Genomic DNA, 25,803 nt, shown 5'->3' with positions numbered 1-25,803 from the left:
ATATTTTTCATGATGATTTTTTTAGATGGTTGTTTAGAATGATACCTGTGCACCGATTGTCAGCATTCTCATAGGCGGCATGCTGCTGAAGGACATTGTTTCAGGATCACCGATTTTATAATGGGTGAAGGTGAGCAGGTTCTGTCCCTGCGCATACACCCGGATATTCTCCGCTTTGATGCGGCGGGCAATGCGGCGGTCGAACTGATAAGACAGTGATACGTTTTTCAGGCGGACAAACGAAGCATTGGCTACGCGGCCATCGGAATAGTTGGCGTAGTAGCTATAGGTAGTAGCGGCGATACCGGTAGTAGTAAAACGTTGTACATCGGTAATATCATCCGGATGTTGCCAACGGTCCAGCATTTCCACGGGTTGGTTGCTACGGCTGCCGGGCGCCTGGAACAGGATGGCTGTTTTACCCCGTTGTTTAACGAAGTGGAAGAAGAAATCAAGTGTCCAGTTCTTATAGGTAACGGTGTTTTGAAGACCGCCATAATGACGTTGTGCCATATCATAGCTTTGTGTTTGGTCTTTGGGGATAGCCATACCGCCCAGTTGATAGACACCTGTTTTAGGATCTACACCCAGGTTGGGGATAAATTTGGAAATCGTCACGGGTTGCCCGATACTAAAAATACTGGCGTAATAGGTATCTTCCAGTCCGGGGTAAGCAAGGAGTTTATTCCGCGGAACGGTGATATTAAACGTTGTTTTCCAGCTGAAATTTTTCTTTTCCATATTGGTGGTGCTGAGCATTAGTTCCCACCCTGAATTTTGAAGGATGGCATCGCGGTTGGCAGTCAGGGAAGTAAAGCCAACCTGGGAAGGAAGGGTGAGCCCTGTGAGCTGGTTATCTGTTTTGTTGAGATAATAATTGGCGCTCACATAGATTCGCTCTTTCAGGAAAGACAATTCCAGGGCTGCTTCCCATTTACGGTTCCGTTCCCAGGCATAATCCGGATTGAAGAGGTTATATGGATAAAGACCGCTGGTACCCTGATAAGGAATGGCTGCATTAACAGATCGCCATTGGGCAAGAAATGCGTAGTCAGGGATACGATCGTTGCCGGTTACGCCCATACTGGCTCTTAACTTACCAAAGCTGAGAAAGGAGAGCCCTTTCATGAACTTTTCTTCGGAGAAGACCCAACCGGCGCCTATTGCCCCGAAAGTACCAAATTGTTTACCCGGGCCAAACCTGCTGGAGCCATCATGTCTGGCAGATGCATTGAGCAGGTATTTACCGTCCCAGTTCATACTTACCCGACCAAATAAGGCGGCGTAATGATATTTGTTATAAGCGCTGCTAACGTTTTTCGTGGCAGCCGGACCCGGTGTCATTAACAAATCATCGTTGGCATAGCCACTGGCATTGATGGTGGTTTCCTGGTTTAGCTGTTCCTGGAAACTGCCGCCCGCCAGTACTTGTACGGCTGCTTTTCCCCAGGTATGTGAATACTCCGCCTGTGGTTCGATGATCCAGTTATTCGATTTTTTGGAGAAGAAATCTGCGGTACTGTTGGCGGTAGTACTAAAAGGACTTTGGGATTTAAGCGGATTGGTAGCGGTCTGATCTACCCGGATAGAGTTGAAGCCCGCATCTACTTTCAATTGCAGACCATTCATGACCTGGTACCGCATATTCATGCTGCCAAGCAGGTTGTCGGTATTGGCGATAAATTTTTTAAACGTATAGGCGAGTGGGTTAGAGAAGCTGATGCCCTGGTCGCGCCATACCAGGTTACCGCTGGAATCGAAGGGATAAGGAGCGTTGGGGATGGTTGTCAACAGCTGCATCAGGTCTGTGGTGATGATATTGTTTTTGTCGGTATTATAGCTGGCATTAAAGGAAACGGAAAATTTACTGTCGGTAGAACGGTGTACGATACTGGTGTGTACGTTTGCCCTGTTATCTGACATGTCGCCATAATAGATAGGTGTTTCCCGGTGAAAGCCGGCAGCCAGGGAAGCCTGTGTTTGCTGGTTACCACCGGATATACGTACCTGCGCATCGTTGCTGCGTGCCTGTTTGCCTACCAGCATTTTACTCCAATCGGTATAACGGGTGGTATCCCACAACATCAGGTCAGTAGCATTGGAGGTAGTGGGTACAATACCGTCGTTGCGGAAAGCTTCTTTACGCATGGTCACGTATTGTTGGGTGTTCATCATGCGTGGCATACGGGTTGGTCTGGCCCACCCGGTGTAATAGGATGCGTCCACATTTGTTTTGCCTGCTTTGGCTTTACGGGTGGTGATGAGCACCACGCCGTTGGCGCCCCTGGAGCCATAGATGGCGGTGGCGTCGGCATCTTTTAATACTTCTATGCTTTCAATATCAGCCGGATTAAGGCTGACGAAGGGACTGGTACCGGCCGTTGCTCCCAACATGCCTCCCATGGTTTGGGCGGACAAGCCGTTGGACAGCGTGACACTACCCAGTGCGTGTGCAAATGGAACGCCGTCAATCACATACAAAGGCTCAGAGCCAGCGCCCAGAGAGCTTTTACCGCGGATCGTCACACTTACCGGCGCGCCAGCCAGGCCGCTGGTTTGGGATATCTGTACACCCGGTAGCCGGCCACCCAGGGCCAGTAACGGACTTTCTACCGGTTGTTTACGGATATCTTCACCCCTTATTTTGGCAATACTGCCCGTACTTAACCGCCGGGTGGTGGTACCATAGGCAATCACCTGTACATCGTCCAGCACGCTGGTAGCGCGTGCCAGCGAAACCGTGATCGTATGACCGGCCATCGTTGCTGCGGTAACGTTGTATTCCTTTTTCTCATAACCGATGAAACTGATGACCAGTACTTCGCCGGGATTGACAGATAGCGTAAACACGCCGTCCGCATTGGTAGGGGCGGAACGGGTGGTGCCTTTGACGACTACCGTAGCGCCGGGCAACGGCTGCCCGTCTGCATCGGTAATGCGACCGGTAATAGGTTGGGCTATCACGGCGGGTGCAGCGGGTACTAACGGTAATGCTTTGGCATATACGAAAATGGTTTTCCCCTTGATGTTGTACTGTAGTGGTTGTGTGCTGAAGATGTTTGTCAGGAATTTTTCCAGCGGCACATTTTTTTCATCGGTGGTAACGGGATTGGATACACGTAACAGCGGCTCGGTATACATAAATACGTACCCGGTTTGTTGTTTGACAGCTGAGAACACTGTTTCCAGCGGCACATTCCTGCCGGAAAAACTGATGCTCTGCGACACGCCTTTAGCACAAACGTGCATAAAACCGGCAGTCAATAGTACCATGATTAATTTCATGACGAACAGGATTTTGGTGATGTCAGGGCGCCTCCTGGCCCTCCGCGCATGAATCGCAGAATTTTGCATAATTTTACGGTGTTTGGTTGATGAATAAGCAGTCTTTACGGGACCTTGTTATTATTCGGCCAGACATATACCCGGGAGTGCTTCCAACACTTCCGGTTTTTTGTTTGGGAGAATTGTTTTGATGGTGATGAAGGCTGGCAATACATTCCCGCAGGTTGCGGCAGCAACGCGGTGAATGGTGGTATGAAGCCTTACGGAATCGTTGTTTTTAACTAATGGTTGATATCAATTCAGCCTTTTACGGTTAAGGTACTGTCCTGCAGCGTGAATTTTACGCCCATCGCTTTTAGCATCTCTATTACATCTGAAAGATTTACATTTTTATACATTTCACCTTTAAAAATGATACCTGGTACAGGTCCTTCATATTTGACCTGTATACCATACCAGCGTTCCAGTTGTCGCATGACAGTGGGGAGATCGGCGCCGTTGAAATTAAACAGCCCGTTTTTCCAGGCAAGGATTTGCTCTATATCGGTATGGGCCTGTATGTTGACAATCGTATCGCTGATGCCGGCCTGCTGGCCAGGCTTCAGTTGCCATTCCCGGCTGTGTACTTTTACTTTTACGCTGCCGGTCACCAGTGTTATTTTCGTATATGTTTCGTCGTTATAAGCGTTGATATTAAAGCTGGTACCCAGTACGTTGACCGTTACATTACGGGCTGTTACCATGAAAGGCTGGCGCGCCACCTGTGCTACTTCCAGGTATACTTCGCCGGTAACTTTTATTGGCCGTTCGTGTTGGGCGAAAGCAGCGGGGAACGTGATGGATGATGCTGCGTTGAGCCAGGCTTTGGTTCCATCGGGCAAGGTTACCTGGTATTCGCCGCCCCGGGGCGTGCTGATGGTATTCCAGCGCATGGCGGTATCGGCTCCACCCTGCGGCTGATAGGCCAGTCGCCCGTTGGCCAGTTTCACCACCTGTGTATTTCCCTGTTGGGCAATCAGTCCGTCGCTGGCCTGGTCCAAGGGAACGGTGCTGCCATCGGAAAGGGTGAGCATGGCTTTGTTGCCCCCCGGACCAATATTCACCGCTACCGCCGCTGGTTGTTTAGTGGCAGGTTGTTTGCCGGACCGGGTGAGGTATACCACCGCAGTGGAAAGGCCGGCCACGAGTATGACCGCGGCGGCTACTTTTCTCCAGCCAAGGGCGAAAATGCCGCGAGGTGCCGGGGCAGATGTTGTAAGCCCTGATAACCGTTGCCTGATCCGTTGTTGTACTTCCGGCAGTTCGGCAGCCACTACATCGTAGCGGCCGGTTTCCAGGTCCCGCTGCAACATGCCGGCCACTTCGTCGGCCCATTGGGGATCACGCAGAATGGCCAGCAGCTGTTGCCGGTCTTCCGGTGAAATGGTGCCCATGGCATATTCATCCAGTAATCGCTGTAATATTTCAGGTGTTATCATCACTGCTTATCTATAAAGACCCGGTTTTTTCCGGGTAGGGTGGTTGTCTGAAAAAAAAATTATCGCAACAGGTTACCGGTTATTACTGTCAGTATAGAAATCATGGGCCGGCCGTGTTGAGCCATATAGTGCCGGAGAAAGTGGAGCGCTTTCACAATATGTTCCTTGACGGTATTCCGGGAGATCTGCAACTCCTGGCTGATTTGCTCATATCCTTTGCCTTCCATCCGGCTCATGGTAAATACCTGTCTGCGTGCCGGGGGAAGATGGGAGATGCCTTTTGTCAGCAGGGCATGTATTTCCCTGTATTCGGCCTGTTGATCGGGCAACCATATATCCGCCGCCGGATGAATATCTTCCAGGGCGGTGGTTTCTTCCAGTCTCTTCCGCATCGCTTTGAACACCCGGTTGCGGGCCACAATAAAAAGATAATTGGAGAAATGTTCCACTCCGGGAAGTTTTTCGCGGCCGTTCCAGATGTCCATAAATATGTCCTGGGTAATTTCTTCCGCTGCCGGCAAGGATTTGGCATAGGCCAATGCATGGCCGTATATCCGCGGCCAATAGCGTTCTACCAGGGCGCTGAAAGCCGCTTCATTACCTGCTGCCACCTGCAACAGCAGGGCAGGTTCGTTATACAAGTCGTTCTGCTCCAACAAAATATCTGATATATAGGTATAAACATAGAATAAAATCGGGAGAATCAGGAAGCAAATAAAACATCGATGCCCGTCAATTTTGAGGTGGCCCCATCGGTTGATCTTCCTTAGTTTTGATAACAGGAATGTATGATGCATGATGATGAATAAACCTTTGGTATTGGGCACAGCCGGTCTAGGCGGTGTCTGGGGTGCGGTAGATCCGGCACATTCGATAACAACAGTGCTGGCGGCACTGGAGTATGGCGTGGATGGTATAGATACCGCTCCGGCTTACGGCGATGCGGAGGCTTATGTGGGCGCTGCTTTGCGGCAATGGAAAGGCACTATGCCGATGCTGAGTTCCAAAGTAGGCCGTTTAAAATCATATGCCGCAGATGAAGGGCACTATGATTATACACCGGAGGGAATGACACGGAGTGTGGGGGAGAGTCTTCAAACACTCGGGGTTTCCTGCCTGGATACGCTGTTTATCCACGATCCGCAAGCCATTCCCGTAGCGGAGGTGGAAAGGGTGATGACAACACTGGCGGGCTTCCGTGACCGGGGATGGGTTCAGCGTCTCGGCGTGGGTGGCAACTGGCCTGTATGGATGAAAAAATACCTGGATGAAGGATGGTTTGATGTGATGATGGAATACAACCGGGTGAATGCCTGCTGCACGGAGGGACTGACAGATTCGCTGCCTTATTGTATGCAACATGGTTTGCAATATTTTGTAGCCAGTCCATTGAATATGGGACTGCTCGGAAGATGCATCCGGCAGTTTCGTGAAATGCGCCCGGCATGGCTGGAAGAAGATAAGCTGATGACTGCCGCGAGGTTGGAGCAACTGGCCGGTGATGCTGGTCTTACCTTGCCCGCTATGGCCCATCGTTTTTTGCTCTCATTGCCCTATTCGTTTACCATTGTTATAGGCGCGTCTGATACAACAGAATTGGAAAATACATGGAGTGACTTTGCTAGCGGACCTTTACCGGAGCAGCTGATGCAACAGGTCCTTTCCTGTATCAGCGATAAAAAGCAGGGAGATGTATAGCATTGATCAGGAAATATTTTATATCCGGAGTATAACAATACGGGTATTGGCGCCGGTGAAAGCGGTGATACCTATCCAGGATGCCACCATGGGGCCTTTCCCGGCTTTTGGCATTGCCCTGATGACGATCATGGATGAAGATGGTTATACGGGTGAAGTACCGGTATACAGCAGCTATGATAATATTCTCGAAGCGAGCCTGGTACCGCTGTTGTTATATAACGATGGTATGCCATACCATGAACTGTACAAACAGCTGTACTGGTCTATCCGCAACGAGGGCTTCAGAGGACCCGCATCTGCATTGCTGGGACAAATAGACATGGCGCTGCATGACCTGGCTGCCCGGCGTAAGGGCGTGCCGCTGCACCGTTATCTGGGCGCCGGAAGGAGCGAGATGAAGGTGTATGGTAGCGGTGGCGGTACCAACTACAGTTACAAGGAATTGGAACAGGAAGTGGCTTATTTTACCGGCATGGGGGTAGACTGCTATAAAATGAAGGTGGGGAAGGGCTTCGGTACCTGTATGCAGGAAGATGCAGAGCGGGTGCTTTTTGTAAGAAGTTTGCTGGGTAATAAAATAAGACTGGCAGTTGATGCCAACCAAATCTGGACAACGGATGAAGCGTTACGGTTTATTGAGCTGACCGCAACAGCGGAGCTGGCATGGCTGGAGGAACCGATTCACTCCGCTGCACTGGACCAGATCACGCAATTGTGCAAGCGTACAGATATGAAGATCGCCTACGGAGAATCTGAGCGTAGTGCAAAAGTATTCCCTGCTCTGGTCAACGCCGGCGTATCACATTTACAGCCTGTGCCGGGACATCTGGCCGGTATAAAAGAATGGAGTGCGGTGAAGGAGCTGGCAGGTCGTTTTTCGCTGGAATTCTCGTCCGGAGGGTATTCCCTGTTCACGGCATCGTTGATGGCTGTTGCCGGAGAGGCTTGCCAGGTAGAGTATTTACATGCTATCATGGCTGGACTGGAGACTTATTTCGGGACACGGCCGGAATGGAAGAACGGACGGTTTTATTTACCGGAAGTACCGGGTTTGGCGGTACGGGTTAACTGGCAGGAAGCGGAGCAACAGGATAAAGTAATCCATAAAAAGGTATGGGATAAACGGAATGTCAGGGAATACCGCCCTGTCGTATCTTTGTGACCCATAAGCCTTTTTTGTGAAGATTACACTTGCCGGAATAGACTATCTGGTCCTGTTTATATATGTCGTTGCATTATTCATCTTTGGATTTTATCTGAAGTCGCGCCGTGCTGCGTCGGGTACGGATATTTTTTTAGGTGGAAGATCTTTGAATTGGTGGCAAATAGGTTTTTCCATGTTCAGCGCCAATGCTGGCCCGATGATGCTGATAGGCTTGAGTAGCCTGGGGTTTTCAAAGGGAGTGGTGGGTGCTAATTTCGAGTGGCTGGCATGGGTGTTTTTGATGTTATTGGCTGCATTTTTTATTCCACGTTATATTGCAACCGGTATCAGTACGATCCCGCAGTTTTTATTATGGCGTTATGGCCGACGGTCTTATAATTTCCTGGTGATATACAGCCTGTTCTCTATCCTGTTTGTATGGTTAGGCAGTGCATTGTATGCAGGAGGGTTAGTCATATCGGGTATTTTTCGGTGCTCATTGCTGGAGGCTGTTTTGCTGGTGGCTGTTATCGCTACCAGTTACACCGCCATGGGCGGTTTAAAAGCAGTCGTCCGTACAGGTGTATTTCAATCGCTCATCATCATTGTTTCATCCTGCCTGCTGACAGTGTTGGCGCTGGGAAAAACCATTTCCACCCATGTATGGAATACGCCGGTGCCGGCGGATTTTTGGAAGCTGTTGCATACGGACAGAGATCCGGAATACTCGTGGATGGCCATTTTTGCCGGATATCCTGTAGTAGCGGTTTATTACTGGTGTGCAGACCAGACTATTGTGCAAAAGGTACTGGCAGCCAGGAATGTGAGACAGGGACAGTATGGAATTTTGTTGTTGGCAGGACTTAAAATTATCACTCCTTTTATTTTTATTTTTCCGGGAATATTGTGCTGGTTATTATATGGTAATAGCACTACACCGGACAATGCCTATGTTACGCTGGTGAACAACCTGATGCCACCGGGGTTGCGGGGGCTTTGTATTGCCGCGCTGATAGCGGCGTTGATCGATACGGTATCGGCCGGGTTAAATTCTTTCAGTACGGTATTTACCCTGGATGTGATAGGGCAGTTACGGCCCTTGCAGGAAGGGGACAGTATCCGTATTGGCCGGTGGTTGACAGTGGTAGCAGCCTTATTGAGTGTGGGTATTGCCATCTTGTTTTCCTATTCGGGTAAAAGTTTGTTTGAACTCACGCAGGGACTTGTTTCTATTCTGGCCCCGCCATTGTCGGTAGTGTTTTTGAGCGGAATATTCTGGCCTCGTACGGACAGGCTGGGGGCGGAGTTGGTGTTATTTGGCGGCGGTTTTGTTTGCCTGGTAGTTGGCTTCTGTTATGTGTTGAATTATCCGTATAAAGGTTACTGGCCGCATTTCCTGTTGTTGTCGGTGTATTTGTTTATTGGACTTGCGGCGGTGATGGCATCAGTTACGGTAGCCCGCAGGCAGCCTGCAACAGGTGCGTTGCCGTCTGTTTCCGGCATCAGTTCAAACCTGGCGATGAGCAGAGGTTTATGGTTGGGATGGGGAATATTGGCGGTTATCATGGTGATCATCTACATCGTTTTAAACTGATTTTATATGCGAAAGACAGGTTGGTCAATGGGCTGTATGTTATTGTTGTTGCTCGTTTCCTGCGGTACCGGCAGGCAACAGGCGGCGCTGAAGGAGCATGTTTTTGTGGTGAACATTGTGCCGGATTCCGTGAAATTAAAAGCGTACCTGGACTATCATGCGCACATATGGCCGGAAGTGGAAGCCGGGTTTAAGAAGGCCGGTTATCATAACATCACCTTATACCGGTATGATCATTTGCTGGTAATGACGGTGACGGTCCCCGAAGGAGCGGACCTGGCACAGATGGGCAAGATCGCCGAATCCTATGACCCACGTTGTGCCGAATGGAACCGGTTAATGGATACCTACCAGCAAGGGATACCGGGTACCGCGCCGCAACAGAAATGGGTGGAAGTAAAACCATTTTACACCTTTGATCATCCCTGATCAGGGGCCGTAGTGCTGCCTTTATGCGATGGGGGCGCCTGGTACTGCCGGAGAAATTCTCTGGGTGAAAGCCCTTTTATCTCCTTAAAATGTTTGTTGAAATTGGACATATTGTTATACCCGCTGTTATAACAGGCCTCTGCTACATTGTGTTGTCCTTCCAGTAACAGTCTGGCTGCATGGCCGATCCGTACTTCCTTTACAAAGTCCAGCAGGGTGCGGTTGGTACTGCGTTTAAAGAAACGGCAGAAGGCGGCGCCAGACATCGGTATCAGGTTGGCTACTTCCTGTAAGGCAATTTCTTCCCTGAAATGCTGAAAGATATATTCGAATACTTTGTTGATTTTTCCGGCTTCTCCGGAGTTTTCCACCGTATTATAATAAGGAGAAGATAAAATATGAGAAGATTCCGACTGAGAGAGCACATCCAATAAACGCAGCATTAGCGCCATTCTGCTAAGACCGGACACAAACAGCATCTGGTGCATGATCATCTGTGCCTCCTGCAATGTATTGCCGGTAAATAATATCCCTTTGGCCGCCTGCCGGAGGAGTTTGTTTAACTGCCGGGCTTCCGGCTTCTCCAGCAATTCCTTTCCCATAAAATCAGGGAAAAAATGAATAACAACGGCCTGCGGATGTACACGCGGATCGATGGCTTTATAGTATTGCCAGCAATGGGGCAGGTAACTGCCCAGTAATACCAGTTCCGGCCCTTCAAAATCTTCAATGTGATCGCCGATAAATCTTCTGCCACTGCAGTTTTCCAGTAAGGCGATTTCAAAGTTGATATGGGATTTTAAAGCAGTATATTTTTTTATTTCAAGCACATCAGACCTGACCGTAAAAGATTGGTCGGGTGGAAAAGTAAAATTCTCATATATATACTGCATTGTTGGCGCTATTTTCCGGTGATCAGTCATTTCAAATATAGAGAAAACCCGCAAATATAGTGTTGGCTTTATGTACTGATGGTAATACAGCTGCAAAAATACCATTTATAATAGTCAAATTATGGGTTGTGCCCCGTTGGCGATCGTTGCATCTTTACGGCAGGTTGGACAGCGTACGCCTGATACTATTAGATAATTCCACAAACATTTCCACCTATTTACTTTTTATGAACCGATCTAAATTGCTTTTATGGACAATCGCATTGTTGTGTTTTGTCCTTCATTCCACCAATGCCGCTGCACAGGCCAAAGTCGTAGTGAAAGGCCTGGTAGTTGATTCCGCCGGTACGCCTTTGCCGGGCGCTACTATCAGCCAGGAAGGCGTCCCCGGAAACGGAACAGTGACCAATCCCACCGGCGCTTTTGAACTCAATGTGCCCCTTAACAGCCGGTTGAAAATCTCCATGACTGGTTTTCGTACAGCCTTTGCCGTAGTAGATAAGGCTACGCTGAAAATACAGCTGCAAGTGGCTGCAACAGACCTGAAAGACCTGGTGGTGGTAGGGTACAGTACCCAGAAAAAGGCGCTGGTAACCGGTTCGGTGGCAACCATGAAAATGGACGACGACCGCCGCAATGCACCTGCCACTTCACCAACCAGTTTGCTGGCCGGTATGATGGCCGGTGTAAACGTGGAAACACCTTCGGGCATCCCTGGCACCAATCCTGGTATTACTATCCGTACGGGCTCCTCCTGGAATAAGCAGGACGCACTGTTTGTGATCGATGGTATTATCAGTACCGCCGATGATTTTAATAACCTCAGCCCCAACGATATCGATAATGTGTCTGTGCTCAAAGATGCCGCCTCCGCTGCGGTATATGGTTCCAGGGCTTCCGGCGGCGTAGTAGTGGTGACCACCCGTCAGGGTAAAAACGGCACGCCCAGGATTAATTATTCCTTTAATACCGGGGTCGATAAACGTGGTGGCAATGCACCACTGACCAGTGCCATCGAAACCGGCGAAATTTATAACCGCATCAATCCTAATTCCAGCACTATCTGGACACCTTCCGATTTCGATTATTTCCGGAAGATAAATAACGGATGGGGATACGATCAGCTCGGTGCTGTATGGCGCGACCCATCAGTTACCGCACATAACCTGAGTGCCTCCGGCGGTACGGAAAAAATTAAATACTACGTGGGTGGATCGTACGTGAAACAAAATGCGATGCTGAAGAACCTGTCGCTGGATAAATATAACATCCGTGCCAATATTACCACTGATATTACTGACCGGTTGCAATTGTTCTCTGCACTTTCGCTGAACAACAGTCTCACCGATGGTCCTCCCAATACTGCCATTGCACCCACCATTGGTGATATTTACCGCAAACAGCTGTTATGGCAACCGGAACAACCAATATGGACGGATGGCGGTAACCCCATTGATTACGGCTGGATCGGTAACGTGGGTGCGGAAATAAGAGGTGATGGAGGATATATCAAAAACAATAATCTCAATACCGGGATCAATTTGAAACTGACGTATAAAATACCTGGTATAGAAGGCCTGTCGGCCTCTTCACAGTTCGGTAAGTTTTATTATAATGGCCGCATCCGGACTTTCGAAGAACAATACGATATGTGGGTGATGAAAACTACCGGTGTGCGCCAGATCAGCACCAATGACGCAGACCGGGTGACCCTGAAAAAATCATCCCAGATTCCACATACCTATTTACAGGAAGATTATAACTGGTTCAATAATTATCAGCTCAACTTTATGCTGAACTACGACCGTACCTTTCATGATCTGCATCATATAAAAGGCATGATGGTATACGAGCAATATGAAGGCCAGAGCGGTGGCGTAAAAACAGGACGGGATAAATTCCCGGTATATACTACCGATCAATGGTGGGCTACCAGCGGAGACAGGCTGGATTCCTACAACGATGGTAAAACAACACAGAAAACGGGCCGTCGTTCCTGGGTAGGACAACTGTTCTACGATTACGATGGTAAATACCTGCTTAATTTGTCCTATCGTTACGATGGCTCCATGAACTTTGCTTACGACAAACGCTGGGGATTTTTCCCTTCCGCTTCCGCTGGTTGGGTGATCTCCAAAGAAAATTTTATGCAATCATGGAAAGCCATCGATTTTATGAAATTGCGTGCTTCTGTAGGGCTTACCGGTAATGATGCCGTAGGCGGATGGCAATGGCAACAATCCTATCAACCCGGAAAGAACGGGTATTTCGGCACGGATCCGCAGACCAACGCAGGTATTACCTACGGACCTATAGTGAATGAAAACCTTTCCTGGGAAAAAACACGCAGCTATAATGCCGGGCTGGATGTGGAGTTCCTGAAACATTTCAATGCCACGCTGGAATACTATAACATCAATACCTATGATATCCTGGGTGCAAGAAATGCGTCTGTACCACCTACTTTCAGCCGTACCTTGCCCAGCTCCAACTATGGAAAAGTAAATGCACAAGGCATGGAACTATCAGTGGGATACAAGAACGAAACAGGAGCCCTGCAATATTTTGTTCAGCTGAATGCCTCTTACGGCGGCGCAAAATTCATTGTGAGAGATTCCATTATGACCTACCCTTATCAGCAGCCGGAAGGAGCCTCCACGACCAGGATCAGTTCCCACATTAATACCGGCATGTTGCGTACCCAGGAGGAAGCAGATGCTTTCCTGGCGGCACATCCCGGATATAACTACTATGGCATTACACCTAAGCCCGGACAGTTGGTTTATCAGGATATCAGCGGTCCCGATGGAAAACCGGACGGCATCATCGACGACTGGGACATTGTAGCCGTGAAAGCCAATAATAACCCGGTGTTCCTGGGACTTAACCTGGGCGTGACCTGGAAAGGTTTCTTCCTGAATGCCACCTTCAGCGGAAGATTGCACCAATGGAAGTTTGTGAATAACCTGGTAGATGGTAACGTTGAGTGGAACCGCATGTGGAAAGAATGGTATCAGGAAGGATGGACCCCTGAACATACCAATGGATCATTACCGATCCGTTACTCCGCCAATGACGACAGCCGCCGGGTGACGAACGACGAGAGTACTTTCTGGTTGAAAAACAGCAGTTTCCTGCGCCTGCGGTACCTTTCACTGGGGTATAGCATCCCTGGGAAAATCATGAACAAAGTAGGTATGTCTGGTGCGAAAATATATTTCAGCGGTTCCAACCTGTTTGTGCTGAGCAAGTTCAAACAACAGTATTACGATCCTGAAATGGCTAATGGCTTCTCTTTCCCCATTATGAAAACATTCAATTTTGGTATCAATGTTTCTCTCTAACAACAATTCTGCTGATAATGATACAACGATATAAAAGACTATTAATGCCCGTAATCGCCGGTATTACATTGCTTACGGGAACGGTGTCCTGCAGGAAGGGACTGGATTATGACAATCAGAATAACCTTAATCCGAACAATGTGTGGAAGGACTCTACCATGATTGGCGCCTTCTTAAGTGATATCTATGGTAATATGATGCCCGGCTGGACATTTAATGGTGCAGATTCCGACGAAGGTATCTCCAATGCCAGGAGCATGCCGGATTATTCCCGGGGGATTCTGGCTATTTCTACGACCAATTCCAAACTCGATTATACCAACATCGACAAAATCAATTTTTTCCTGGACAAGCTACAGACGCTGTCATCCGATATTTTGTCAGACGCTAAAAAGCAGCAGTTTACCGGGGAAGCCAAATTTTGGCGGGCTTGGGCCTATTGGGGAATGGTGAAGAATCTCGGTGGGGTGCCATTAATACTGCACACACAACCAGCTGATAATGTGGATGCGCTTTTTGTGCCACGCAATAAAACATCGGAATGTATAGCGCAGATCGTAAAAGACCTGGACGATGCCATTCAGCTGTTGCCCGGTGTTTATGCCAATGCAGGCAAGGATTATGGACGTATTACCAAAGTAGCGGCCATGGCTTTTAAAGGCAGGGTATTATTATCCTATGCCAGCCCGCTTTTTAATCCTACCGGTAATGCAGCCCGTTGGCAGGCTGCCTATGATGCCAATAAAGCGGCAGTGGATTTTGCAGTAACACAGGGTCATGGTTTGTTTCCCAGCTACCGGAATATCTGGTACCAGGAACGTAACCCGGAGGTGATTATGGTCAATCAGTTTCAGTATCCCAACAATCCTACCTATTTCAATTATATCCGGCCGGAGCCGATGACGAAGGATGTGTCCAACAACAATCAGCCGTTGCTGTCGTTGTTACTGGCTTTCCCAAAGAGAGACGGTGCGCCTATGCTACTGGATAAAGCAAGACTGGCGGATCCCGCGTATAATGCGGAGTTCCTGACCGATTTTTATACCAACCGGGACGATCGTTTTTATGCTACCATTTTTTGTGGCGGTACCCCTTATCCCGCTCCGGATGAAGTGGCGCCGATATATGTTAAAGGTAACAGTTTCTGGAATGCATGGAAATATGATGTTGCCGCCGGCAGGTATGTGAACATCCTCAATGTCATACATCCGGGAATGCCTGGTAACCCCGGTCTGACAGGTTTCTTTGACCGCAAAGGATTGGATACCACGGTTACCGCTAATCTCGGTAAACAGGCGCAGACAGATTGGCCGGAGATACGTTTTGCAGAAGTATGGATGAATTATGGCGAATGTGCCAACGAGTTGGGGAAAACAGCAGAAGCCTTGCAGGTGCTGAGAAATATCCGGCAACGGGCAGGTATCCAGCCGGGCATAAACAACAACTATGGTATTACCGCCGCCGCTGTGCAGGATATACGGGATGCTTACATTACAGAACGCCAGGCGGAGTTTGCCTTTGAAAACAAACGCCTCGACGACCTGCGCCGCTGGAAACGTTTCGATATCCTCAACAACCAGGGAGCCCGCCATGGCTTATACCTCACCCTGAACAACAACCAAACGGTAAGCCCCTCGGATAACATCATGACAGCTGCCGTACGGGCTCGTTTTACCGCAAACTATATTGATAACCTGGATGGAGATCCGGCGTTTAAGTTCAACCTGGACCTGCACCATTGGTTCTATGCTATTCCGCCGTCACAAATCTCCCAGTCGAAAAATGTATTGCAACAGAACAATGAGTGGGGCGGTGCTTTTGACCCGCTACAATAAACTATGCGGGATGCTTTAATCACGAAGGGATATACCGGGCTTTCCGGTATATCCCTTTCATAGAACAGGATGATGAAGAAAAATAACATACAACGATGGCTGCCATGGCTGATGATATTATGGCTGCTGCTTTCTGCCGCCGGCACATCGGCACAGGGTAAGGTTTTCAGGACTATGCACGCATCTTTTACGATCGATGGCCGTGGATACATTACTTCCATCAAAGACAAACGTACCGGAAAAGAGTATTGCCCTGCGGGAATGTCTTCTCCCTTACTTTGCCTGTATAAAGACAAACAATGGATATATCCCGTGAAAGCCATTATTGACGGTGCATTGGTGAAACTGACTTACACAGACGGTTCTATTGCCACGATCAAAAGCGACGAAAAAAAGGAATATCTCCGGTTACAACTGGTGGCGGTAGATAATCGCAGTCATGCAGACAATATTGTATGGGGACCTTATAAAACCAACATATCCAAAACGATCGGGGAAATTATTTCCGTTGTGCGTGATGATCATTTTGCGATTGGCATGATGGCGCTCAATGATAATACCACCAGCGGCCCGCCGACTGATGGGGATATGGGATTTATGTATTATTATATTCATTCTCCCGATCCGGTAAAATACCCGCTGCCGCCTCATTTGAAAGAAGGGCAAACATTTAAGATAGGAGGAGATGGCATCAGCGACATCGCCTTTTATTCCCAGCCCGAAGAATATTTCAGGATGTGTTATGGTGATGGCGCCAGGTTGGAGCCGTCTTTTGGTTCTACTATCTGCCTGCATTCCCGTGACCGCAGAAAAGAACAAATGATCCGGTACCCGGTATTGCCGGATAACCTTGATGGCGGCTTTAATTCAGCCCGTTATCAGCTGGTGGAGCCAACAGATGCCGATTTTAATGGTTCCGCTATTGCGCTGTATGCCTGCCCTGACCAACGGGGGCTTGCCACTATTGAACGTATTGTATTGAACGAAGGTCTCCCGCATCCGGAATCAGATGGTATCTGGATAAAAGACCCCCGTGCTTTTAAGCCAGACATCGCCTGGTGGGGTGCGCATGACAGTCTGGCGTCTTATGCTGCCCAGCTTGGGTTGCAGGCCGTGCAGGATGAAGGGTGGGGAGAATATTATCCTAATCCGGCCAATCGTTGGGGAAAGAAGAAGATCAGCTTTGCACACGGTCCGGCTATGTCTATCCCCGATTTCGGACGGCAAATGAAAACGGAGGGCGTCCGTTACGGGCTGCATACGCTGTGTGAATTTCTGCAACCGGACAATAATAGCGATGTAGCGCCGGTACCCAGCGACAGCCTGGCAATTATGCAGCGTACCACGCTGGCTCACGCGTTATCGCCAAACGATACAATGATCATGGTTACTGATACCGCTTATTTTAATGAGTTTGGCGGATGGGAAGGAAATCATACCAATGTGTTGAAAATTGGGAAAGAGCTGATTGAATATAACGGTATCACCACTACGCCGCCTTATACATTTTTGCACGTCAATCGTGGATTTCATGGTACTGTGAAAGGCACATTTCCCGCCGGCACTACTGTGGTGAAACTACAACCCAACTGTTACCGCGGTTTTGCGCCCAACATGGACCTGCAGGAAGATTACGCCGGTTATTATGGCCGCTGGCTCACGGAGGGCCATATGGACTATATTGATTTCGATGGGCTGGAAAGTTGTATCTACCAGGGGCATGGGCAATATTCCTTCAAACGTTTTTTCCGGAAGTTATTTGACACTTATCGTCAAACCGGTGGTGATTATTTGCGGGTAATGGGTTCCTGCGTATATGAGGGCAACTGGCATTATATGAGTGTTTGTAACGTTGGTGGTGGTGATCATATGTTTGATCCGGTGCATAATAAATGGGGTATAGAAGGCAAGGATATGCGTTATGTTTTTGAAAGTAATTATTTCCCGGCCACTTTTGGAATTATGAGCTACAGCGGCAGCTGGAGCCTGTATGATGCAGAAAACCTGCAGGCAAAATCTATTGGCTGGAATGCTACGTATATGCTGGGTTTGAGCCAGGAGACGGTAGAAAGCAGCGGGGAAAAGCAGGCCATATTCCGCGCTTTCCGTGACTGGCAGGATGCCCGGGCTGCCGGTATGTTCAACACCCAACAACGGGAAAAACTAAAAGATCTCCGTTACAAATACCATCTGGAACGTAACGGTGAAGGTTCATATATCCTGTATACCCTGAAAGAGCGGCGGTTTCCGGAGCTTCGTTACGGCCATTCCACGCCGCTGCGGACAGGTGTGCCACCACAGGCCCGTGTGCAGGAATTGGCCATTCGGATGACCATTCCCGAAAAAAGCTCAGTAGCAGGATTAGTCGTTCGTTTGTCCGATAATACGGAGATACAGGTAGATCATCCGCTGACCAATGGACAATGTATTATTTTCCGCAATGGCGCCTGGCAGTTGACGGATAAGAACAGGAAAGTGTTGTCTGCGTTACCGGTCAAAAGAAAAACAGTCGCCGGAAATGGTATGGATACCATTACACTGGAGGCTTTACAGCCGGCAAATGATGCGGTGAAAATGGAGCTGGTGGCCACTTATGTTGTTTCATCAGAAAAAGTAAACAAATGAACAGCAGCATAAAATATATACGATACAGATTATTACTGCTGACGATGGCAGTTGCTCAGACTACTGCCGCGCAGTTGCCGGATAAGGAAGCCAACAAGGTACTGGGGCTGGTAAAAGGTTCCCTTGTTTTTATGCAGCAGGAATATCAGGGTACAGACCTGGTGGCGGAGCATCTGTTTTCCGGGAGGGAAATGCATACGGACAGTAGTTCCTGGCAGTTGTCATTACAGGTGAAGGCGGTGCCCGGACAAAAGGATGCCGCGGATATTGATGCCGGTTTCCGCCTGAGTACGGGTAATGCCCGGTCGGCTGCAGTAGCCGTGGCGTTGCGGTTTGGGCAATGGAGTGCGGCTAACTATCTGCTGGTGCCTGCGTCGGTATATAACGGTAACCGTTACCGCGCTATTGGTAATGGTTATAACCCTGAATATCCGAAAGAGATGTACTATAACCCTTCGGTACCGCTCACTATTTCCAATAATCCCCGCTTGTCCATTGAAAAAGGAAAAGCTGCTGAAATAGCGCTGCAGACGGGGAACATGGCCACGCCGGCAGTTTGTTTTTTTTCGCCGGCGGCCAGGAAAGGCGTCATTATACTTACTACACAGGAAACTTCATGGGGTAACAACGGGATTACCCTGCAGGAAAATGCCTCACAGGACAGCTTTTATATCAGGGTATCATCACCGGCGGTACGTAAGATGGCGCCGGGATTTGGTGATTTTCACCCCAGCGGCGACCTGGCGCCGGCCTGGACGCCGGGAGATGAATGCATGATACGGTTACGGGTATACGTATTTGATGCGGATGGTATACCAGCATTGCTGCGACGGTTTATGCAGGTACGTAAAGACCTGGCGCCGGAAACAGCGTTGCGTGACCAGCTTCCTATGAGCCAGCTGTTGCAGATGGGAAGGGACATCTGCAGCAGCAACTTTTTTCATACACCACGGGGTAATTACTATAAACCGGAAAACAACAATGATTTTCAACTGGGATGGGTGAGCGGTATGATCAATACCTACCCCATGCTGGCGATGAATACAGTACAGGAGCGCCAACGCGTGGGAGAAGAGCTGGATTTTGTGGTAAACAACCTGCAAGGGAAAAGCGGTTATTTTTTTGGTGGGATCAAAGAGAACGGAGAAATTATACCGGAGAAAATAAATCCGGCTTTTCCGGCGGTGCAGGCAATGGTGCGCAAGAACGGAGACGTATTATTGTGGCTGATGAAGCACCTGCTGCTGCTGAAAGTGCAGGGACATGCAGCTGAGATCCATCCCTCCTGGGAAGCTGCCGCGCAACGGCTGGCCGGTGCTTTTGCCGGCACCTGGCGGCAACATCGGGAATTTGGGCAGTATATTGTACCGGCCAGCGGAGAAATTGCCGTATATAATTCTACTGCGGGAGCGATTGCGCCAGCGGGACTTACCCTGGCAGCCCGTTATTTTAACCGGCCCGAATGGTTTACCATTGCCAGCGAAGCAGCCCGGTTTTATTACCGGCGGGATGTGGCAGGACAGGGCCTGACGGGCGGCGATTGTGGGGATATTTCGCAAGACGCCAATTCTGAATCGGCCTTCGGTTTCCTGGAGTCGCTGATGGCGCTATACGATTATAGTCATGATCCGGAATGGCTAAAAATGGCGGAAACAACGGCTGCCTTGTGCGCCACATGGACGATGTCCTATGCTTACGATTTTCCCGCCGGCAGCAGGTTAGGGCAATTGAAGAGTAATATCACCGGCGCGGTGTGGGCCAGTATCCAAAATAAACACGCGGCACCCGGTATCTGTACCGGTTCAGGAGATGGCCTTTTCCGGCTTTTCCGCGCTACCGGTGAGCGGCGGTATGCCGACCTGGTGCGTGATATCCAGCATGCACACACAGAGGCTGTAAACCGGCCCGGACATATCACCAGCAACTATCTGCCCGGATCGTCCATGGAACGGATACAACCCGGCGATGCAGAGGGAAAAGGCAGCATCGGGGAGTTTATCCACACTCGTAATTCCTGGACCGAAACTGCCGGGATGTTGATGGCTATGGAACTGCCAGGGATGTACGTACAAACAGATAAGGGAAATGTGTATGTATTTGATCACCTTACTGCCGGTGTGATACGGAAAGATGCAACGGGAATGTTAATAAATTTGCATAACCCTACCTCTTACGATGCGCGGGTGTCAGTAATGGCGGAGACAAGCCGGGAAGCCAGGGTGCCGTTGAATCCGGCCGCATTTCATCAATGGCCGCAGGTACAGGTGAAAGCCGGTGAAAAGGTGCAATTGTGGATCTCCCGTAATGGTAAAATAAATGTTAGGTAGACAAAAAACAGGCTTCATGCGGTTTCTTCAGTTAGGATTATGTTGTGCAGGATTATTGTTAGTGATACAGCCACTACAGGCACAACAAAAAGTGGTGGCGCATTTTAATATGGGCCGCGCGGGTGCTGTTACCTATGCGATAGCCCCTGATAGCATAATGGATGCTAATGCGAATGGCTATACGCTAATAAAAAAAGGGCAACCGGTATTTTTTGCAGACGCACCGGCAGATAAAAAAATGTTGGGAGAAGGAGCGGTATTGCTGGATGAAGATGCTGGTTACCGTTTACAGCGGCACCTGCTGAACAAGCACCAGCCTTTTATCCTGGAGTTATGGGTGCAGGCGAATGCCCGCCAGCAAAAAGCTACAGAAGGAGAATCTGCCTTGTTATCTTTGGGTAATGGCACTCAGGGATATGAACTGCGGCAGGACGACAAGGGACTGGTGGTAATGACAGATGGAGATCCTGCAAGCAGCAAACCGGTGAATATGAAGCCGGGTGAGTGGTATCATATCGCGTTGGTAACAGATGGTAAAACCGGTAGTTTATATGTGAATAGCGAGCGGCAACAAACATTCCGGTTGTCCACCCGTGACCTGGATGGGCTGACATTGGGCGCTACCGGTAACACGCGTGGTTTCCGTGGATTGATATATGAGGTCCGCCTCAGTCAGTGGCATGGTGGAAAATTTGATGCAGGCAAACACCTGCTGTACAACAAACAACAGGTAACCGGAAAAAAACAACAGGCTCTTTCACAACAACGGCAGCTGGTAGCCAGGCTGGCAGCGACGCCGGGGGTAGCGAAAATGCCGGTGGCGGCGGCAGAAGGGGACTGGCTGGTGAAGCCGGTAACCGCGCCGGCACAGGTGTATGTACAACCAGCCGAAGATGGGATGAGTGCGAAAATCCAGCTATCCAACGGACTGGTATCCCGTGAATTTCTGGTGAGCGAAAACCTGGCCTGTGTCGGGTTTAACAACCGTATTAATAATGCGGAATACCTGCGGGCAATAAAACCGGAGGCACGGATAAAACTGGACAGTACCTGGTTCGATATCGGTGGTTTGTCTGGTCAACCGGAGCATTCTTACCTGATGGAGAGCTGGTATAATTCACTGGTGGCCAATCCTGGCGCTTTCAGATTTACGGGTATGGATATACGTAAGCCGGAAGCGCGTTACCCCTGGCAGCTGAAATACCATGCTGCGCATACAGACTGGCCTCCGAAAGGTGTGCATCTGATCATGTATTATACGGCGCCGGTGACCATGCCGGCGTGGAAAGATAAGTTTACCGTGGCGGTCCATTATGAGCTATACGAAGGAATGCCGGTGATCGCTAAATGGCTCACCATTGAGAATAAGAGCGGGCAACCGGTGTTGGTGAGCGAAACCGAATGCGAGGTGCTGGCCGTCAACCAGGACCAGTTATCCCGGATCCATGTGGAAAGCGATTATTCGTTTGCGTTAGCGAATGCCGATCCGGAAGGGAGTGCGCTGATGCACTACAAAGGAACACCTCCTGCCTATCAAACGGGACGTTCCACTACTGCATGGCGGGAGGATCCGGAGTATCATACCTGGGCTTCCCATAATCAGGCGGAAGATAAATTTCTGGGCTTTCCGCATCATAATCTGCTTGTCAGCCGCGTACCGATGGGGCCTGCTGAAATGCTTCCTACCGGACAGGTATTTAGCTCTTTTGTGACGTTTGAACTGTTGCACGATAACGACGACAGGGAGCGGCAAAGCCTGGCGCACCGCCGATTTTACCGTAAACTGGCGCCACAGGTAACGGAGTCGCTCATCACCGGTGGGATCACCTCACAAGACCGTACGGAAATTAAAAGGTTTATTGACCAGATGCATGAACTGGGCTTTGAAAGACTGGATATCCAGGCGTGGCCCGGTATTTCGCACGACCGGCTGGACACCGCATATGTAGGGCTGTGGAAAGACGTGGCGGATTACGCTGCCGCCAAAGGGATCGTGATGGGTGGATATGAGCTGCAGGTGGCCTCCCGCGGGCGTGGAGCAGCCTATGATTGTATTGATCCGCAGACTAGTAAACCCGGTAGTTTGTTCGGCCAAAGCGTTTGTATCGCCAGCAAATGGCAGGATATTTATTATCCGGCCATGTGGAAATTTTTTGAAGAGACGGGCCTTAAAACCTACAATATGGACGGTCCCTATCATGGCGACGCCTGTGCGGCTACGGACCATCCGTATCATCGTAATCTCTTCGATTCACAATGGGAACAATGGAAACAACAGGTGAAGGTATTACATGAATTGCAACGCCGGAACATGTATGTTCCCATTCCGGATTGGTATTTCCTGAACGGACAATCCGCTACCGGTATGGGGTACCGCGAAGCCAGCGCTAATCTCACCCCTCAACAACAGCTGCTGCTGGGCCGCCAGTATATTTACGACGGCACCTGGCACAAAACTCCCACCATGGGATGGCTGGGCTTACAGCTGGTAGGTTTTTATTCCAATGATCCCCGGGTAGGTCTGGAGCCTTTATCTGCCAACCTGGACCGGTATGAGGTAGGTTTGTTCCAGCATTTGGCCAGCGGCTGCCAGTTCACCGTAAGGGGTAAACGTTTGTATGATACCCCCGAAACCAGGCAGATGGTGCAGCGCTGGATTAACTGGTTTAAGGAACACCGGGAAATCCTGACATCGGACATTATTCACCTGGCCCGTCCTACGGGAAGAGATCTCGATGCCATGTTTCATGTTAATTCCCTGTTGGAAGAGAAAGGAATGCTGGTGATTTTTAATCCTACGGATAAAAAAATCACCCGTCGTTTTAAAGTGCCTTTATACTATACCGGTATTACCGGTAATGCCCGGGTGACCGATAGTGCAGGTAATACCACACAGTATATACCAGACCATCAGCAGGATATTTTCCTGGAAGTGTCAATACCTGCTGGTGGTTTTTCCTGGTATGTGATGAAAGCGGGATGAGGCTAAGGGATATAAAAAGACTGCATGGAAAAGCATCCATGCAGTCTTCGTTTTTTATATTAACTTAATGGGCTACCTTGATATATCCCCAACCTTCCCGCTGTTTGGTAATGATTTCATAAATGGCGTCCGGCACGACCTGTACGCCAGGAATCAGTTCAGCAGAGGTCTTGTTATTTCTTTTCATGGTGGCGCCACATACTTTGAAACTTACATTCTTATGGCCGCTGATTAGTTCGGATAAGGCAGGAGCCACGGTGGATTTGTCTTTCAGCACCATATCCAGCGCATCTCCGTATACGGCTACTTCCAGTTGTGCGTTGGGATTTTCTTTGATAATACCGTTCACCTGCCGGATAACGGTTTGTTGTGCTTCCGGTGTTTTACTGGTGATATCGAAAATGACTTTATAGTCGGCCTGTGCAAAACAGGTGATACTACCCAATAGAAGCGATAAAAATATAAACAGCTTTTTCATGACAGATTGGTTTTGAATGAAGCGGATATTATTTTTTATGTTGCCGGACAATGGGCCGGAAAGGGCCATACTTATGTTGTACCTCCGAAAAGGTGTCACTGTAAGGGCCGAAAGGATGATCGGGTGGTTTGGTGCGGATATCGGGCCAGTCGGCCGGAAAAGCTTTTACCGGCCGGGGCTGTGAATTCACAAAAGCAGCCACATTCCAGGCGTCCTCATCACTGAGCTGCGGATGCAGATAGTTTACACCGAATGGCATATTATCTTTTACATATCCCGCAAACCTGGACAGGCGGTATAATCCGGCGCCGGTATTATAGCTGTCAGGTCCCCATAAAGGCGGGTAGCGGTATTCAGCGGCATTCGCCTCCCGTTGTCCGCTGCCGTCTGCCCCATGGCATCGCTGGCATTGTTGCAGGAAAATAATTTTGCCTTTCCCCGTATCAGCGGCGACCGGCAGATAGGGCAGTTCACGGATACCGCTGCCGGGTGTTTTATAACCTTTAGGAAGATCTTTCCCCAGCCATTGTATATAGGCGATGATAGCTTTTAATTCTTTGCTGTTGCTATCCAGCGCATGACCATTCAGACTTCTGACAAAACAATCGTTTACTTTTTTTTCGATAGACTCTATGGTGCCGCTTCTTGCCCTGAATTTGGGAAAGGTAGCGGCTGTACTGTTGTAGTTATTGCCCCAGACTTTGGTACCGGCGTCCAGGTGGCAGTTCTGGCAGTTCATACCATTGCTGATGTGAGCAACGCTGCCCTGAGGCCCCAGGTATAGCGCGGTATGCGCTATGAGCGCCCGGCCATAACGGATATCGTCACCCGCCGCTGTATGGGGGATCATAGCGGTATCCGGCACCTGCCAGGGTTGTCCCGGCTGGGCTGTACGACGGCAATAAAACAAGGTAATGGGCAGTACCCCGAAAAAGATGATCCACAACGGCCTGTTTATCATCCTGCAAAACAGTACGCGCAGTTTTTTTCCTGTGCCCGCCCGATAGCCCATAGTCCGGAAGGCACGACTTCGATGCCTGGCAGTACGCCCGCTAACCATTCATTTTTTACGGCTACCGGGTCCAGTGCCATTTCTTTGGCTACGGCGGCGCTGTACACCGTCATCGCCATATTACACACCGCAAACATGACCCCGCTGGCCTGTAGTTCGTTGATGCCGATATCTACATTACCGATGCCGGGAATATTATAATCGCCCGGTTTAGGCTGCCAGAAAGGATTCCGCACAGCCGGCGCTTTTGTTTTGGGATCGTCAGCTTTGAACAACTGGCCGAATTTATATTTTTCCCACAGTTCATCTTTCATGGCGTAGGGAATAGCTTCATGCCGCATTACTACGACTGCGCAACAATCTTTCTCCGGTGTACCGGTAGCCTGATTGGTGAGCAGAAATACTTTAGCCCAGGCGAATGGATAGATTTCATGCGGCCGTGGCATGTCGATCACCATCCTGTGTTTACCTTTTATTTTGTTGACCCAGGCTTCAGGGGTACCGATACTCATTTGTTTGCTTTCCTGTGCCTGTGTGTGTTGAAGGTCCAATGCCACAAAAGAAGGAATACTGAGGACAGTGGCGCCCGCCAGCATTTTCCCCAGGAAGTCGCGGCGGTTGGTAGTTCCGTTTGATGTATGGTCCATAACATTAAAAATTTGATGCGTGTTACAG

The 25,803-nt window shown here is 49.4% G+C and carries 16 protein-coding genes; 9 read left to right on the top strand and 7 right to left on the bottom strand.

What is annotated here, in order from left to right; genetic code table 11:
• Positions 1-33: 33 nt before the first annotated feature.
• From ICL07_RS09455 to ICL07_RS09445, 3 genes are all read right to left on the bottom strand, one after another.
• Positions 34-3,285 (bottom strand): SusC/RagA family TonB-linked outer membrane protein, encoded by a 3,252-nt coding sequence (locus ICL07_RS09455; RefSeq protein ID WP_188087663.1) that lies wholly within the window; start codon positions 3,283-3,285, stop codon positions 34-36.
• A 299-nt stretch (positions 3,286-3,584) separates the two neighbouring features.
• Positions 3,585-4,763, bottom strand: a complete 1,179-nt coding sequence (locus ICL07_RS09450; protein WP_246485054.1) for a FecR domain-containing protein — start codon at positions 4,761-4,763, stop codon at positions 3,585-3,587.
• A gap of 59 nt (positions 4,764-4,822) precedes the next feature.
• Positions 4,823-5,422, bottom strand: coding sequence for an RNA polymerase sigma factor (locus tag ICL07_RS09445; RefSeq protein WP_188087661.1), 600 nt, complete (start codon positions 5,420-5,422; stop codon positions 4,823-4,825).
• Between the two features lie 136 nt (positions 5,423-5,558).
• On the opposite strand from ICL07_RS09445, the gene ICL07_RS09440 reads away from it, so the two are divergent.
• The 4 genes from ICL07_RS09440 to ICL07_RS09425 are packed head-to-tail and all read left to right on the top strand — an operon-like array spanning position 5,559 to position 9,631.
• Positions 5,559-6,461 carry an aldo/keto reductase gene (locus tag ICL07_RS09440; RefSeq protein ID WP_188087660.1) on the top strand — a complete coding sequence of 301 codons (903 nt, stop codon included), beginning with the start codon at positions 5,559-5,561 and terminating at the stop codon, positions 6,459-6,461.
• Entirely contained in the window at positions 6,454-7,626 is a 1,173-nt protein-coding gene (locus ICL07_RS09435; protein WP_188087659.1) for an enolase C-terminal domain-like protein, read from the top strand. The genes ICL07_RS09440 and ICL07_RS09435 overlap by 8 nt, the downstream gene beginning before the upstream one ends.
• A 16-nt stretch (positions 7,627-7,642) precedes the next feature.
• Positions 7,643-9,202, top strand: a complete 1,560-nt coding sequence (locus ICL07_RS09430; RefSeq protein ID WP_188087658.1) for a sodium:solute symporter family transporter — start codon at positions 7,643-7,645, stop codon at positions 9,200-9,202.
• Positions 9,203-9,208: 6 nt separating this feature from the next.
• A complete protein-coding gene (locus ICL07_RS09425; protein ID WP_188087657.1) occupies positions 9,209-9,631 on the top strand; it encodes an L-rhamnose mutarotase in 423 nt (140 codons plus the stop codon).
• Here ICL07_RS09425 and ICL07_RS09420 read toward each other — a convergent pair.
• Positions 9,622-10,524, bottom strand: a complete 903-nt coding sequence (locus ICL07_RS09420; protein ID WP_188087656.1) for an AraC family transcriptional regulator — start codon at positions 10,522-10,524, stop codon at positions 9,622-9,624. The two genes, ICL07_RS09425 and ICL07_RS09420, sit on opposite strands and share 10 nt — an antisense overlap.
• Positions 10,525-10,751: 227 nt before the next feature.
• On the opposite strand from ICL07_RS09420, the gene ICL07_RS09415 reads away from it, so the two are divergent.
• From ICL07_RS09415 to ICL07_RS09395, 5 genes are all read left to right on the top strand, one after another.
• Positions 10,752-13,868, top strand: coding sequence for a SusC/RagA family TonB-linked outer membrane protein (locus ICL07_RS09415; RefSeq protein ID WP_188087655.1), 3,117 nt, complete (start codon positions 10,752-10,754; stop codon positions 13,866-13,868).
• A gap of 44 nt (positions 13,869-13,912) precedes the next feature.
• Positions 13,913-15,703: a RagB/SusD family nutrient uptake outer membrane protein gene (locus ICL07_RS09410; protein ID WP_188087654.1), complete on the top strand. Its 1,791-nt coding sequence runs from the start codon at positions 13,913-13,915 to the stop codon at positions 15,701-15,703.
• Positions 15,704-15,772: 69 nt separating this feature from the next.
• Positions 15,773-18,328 carry a hypothetical protein gene (locus ICL07_RS09405; protein WP_188087653.1) on the top strand — a complete coding sequence of 852 codons (2,556 nt, stop codon included), beginning with the start codon at positions 15,773-15,775 and terminating at the stop codon, positions 18,326-18,328.
• Positions 18,325-20,655, top strand: a complete 2,331-nt coding sequence (locus ICL07_RS09400) for a YyaL domain-containing protein (protein WP_188087652.1) — start codon at positions 18,325-18,327, stop codon at positions 20,653-20,655. Before ICL07_RS09405 ends, ICL07_RS09400 begins: the two co-directional genes overlap by 4 nt.
• Positions 20,656-20,671: 16 nt before the next feature.
• Positions 20,672-23,638: a LamG domain-containing protein gene (locus ICL07_RS09395; protein WP_188087651.1), complete on the top strand. Its 2,967-nt coding sequence runs from the start codon at positions 20,672-20,674 to the stop codon at positions 23,636-23,638.
• Between the two features lie 64 nt (positions 23,639-23,702).
• Here the strand turns inward: ICL07_RS09395 and ICL07_RS09390 are convergent, their stop codons facing one another.
• Genes ICL07_RS09390 through ICL07_RS09380 form a run of 3 tightly spaced genes read right to left on the bottom strand, consistent with a single transcriptional unit; the run spans position 23,703 to position 25,775 of the window.
• Positions 23,703-24,116 (bottom strand): DsrE family protein, encoded by a 414-nt coding sequence (locus ICL07_RS09390; protein WP_188087650.1) that lies wholly within the window; start codon positions 24,114-24,116, stop codon positions 23,703-23,705.
• A 28-nt stretch (positions 24,117-24,144) separates the two neighbouring features.
• Positions 24,145-25,077 carry a c-type cytochrome gene (locus ICL07_RS09385; protein ID WP_188087649.1) on the bottom strand — a complete coding sequence of 311 codons (933 nt, stop codon included), beginning with the start codon at positions 25,075-25,077 and terminating at the stop codon, positions 24,145-24,147.
• Positions 25,074-25,775, bottom strand: coding sequence for a hypothetical protein (locus ICL07_RS09380; RefSeq protein ID WP_188087648.1), 702 nt, complete (start codon positions 25,773-25,775; stop codon positions 25,074-25,076). The genes ICL07_RS09385 and ICL07_RS09380 overlap by 4 nt, the downstream gene beginning before the upstream one ends.
• Between the last annotated feature and the right edge of the window lie 28 nt (positions 25,776-25,803).

It is taken from the genome of Chitinophaga qingshengii, assembly GCF_014529935.1.
Lineage (GTDB): Bacteria > Bacteroidota > Bacteroidia > Chitinophagales > Chitinophagaceae > Chitinophaga > Chitinophaga qingshengii.
This window is presented reverse-complemented; position numbering and strand designations above follow the sequence as displayed.

Excerpts from the sequence above, each read along its gene's own strand:
- ICL07_RS09455 (WP_188087663.1), bottom strand. The coding sequence starts at position 3,285 with ATGAAATTAATCATGGTACTATTGACTGCCGGTTTTATGCACGTTTGT.
- ICL07_RS09450 (WP_246485054.1), bottom strand. The coding sequence starts at position 4,763 with ATGATAACACCTGAAATATTACAGCGATTACTGGATGAATATGCCATG.
- ICL07_RS09440 (WP_188087660.1), top strand. The coding sequence starts at position 5,559 with ATGATGATGAATAAACCTTTGGTATTGGGCACAGCCGGTCTAGGCGGT.
- ICL07_RS09435 (WP_188087659.1), top strand. The coding sequence starts at position 6,454 with ATGTATAGCATTGATCAGGAAATATTTTATATCCGGAGTATAACAATA.
- ICL07_RS09425 (WP_188087657.1), top strand. The coding sequence starts at position 9,209 with ATGCGAAAGACAGGTTGGTCAATGGGCTGTATGTTATTGTTGTTGCTC.
- ICL07_RS09420 (WP_188087656.1), bottom strand. The coding sequence starts at position 10,524 with ATGCAGTATATATATGAGAATTTTACTTTTCCACCCGACCAATCTTTT.
- ICL07_RS09415 (WP_188087655.1), top strand. The coding sequence starts at position 10,752 with ATGAACCGATCTAAATTGCTTTTATGGACAATCGCATTGTTGTGTTTT.
- ICL07_RS09410 (WP_188087654.1), top strand. The coding sequence starts at position 13,913 with ATGCCCGTAATCGCCGGTATTACATTGCTTACGGGAACGGTGTCCTGC.
- ICL07_RS09405 (WP_188087653.1), top strand. The coding sequence starts at position 15,773 with ATGATGAAGAAAAATAACATACAACGATGGCTGCCATGGCTGATGATA.
- ICL07_RS09400 (WP_188087652.1), top strand. The coding sequence starts at position 18,325 with ATGAACAGCAGCATAAAATATATACGATACAGATTATTACTGCTGACG.
- ICL07_RS09395 (WP_188087651.1), top strand. The coding sequence starts at position 20,672 with ATGCGGTTTCTTCAGTTAGGATTATGTTGTGCAGGATTATTGTTAGTG.
- ICL07_RS09390 (WP_188087650.1), bottom strand. The coding sequence starts at position 24,116 with ATGAAAAAGCTGTTTATATTTTTATCGCTTCTATTGGGTAGTATCACC.
- ICL07_RS09385 (WP_188087649.1), bottom strand. The coding sequence starts at position 25,077 with ATGATAAACAGGCCGTTGTGGATCATCTTTTTCGGGGTACTGCCCATT.
- ICL07_RS09380 (WP_188087648.1), bottom strand. The coding sequence starts at position 25,775 with ATGGACCATACATCAAACGGAACTACCAACCGCCGCGACTTCCTGGGG.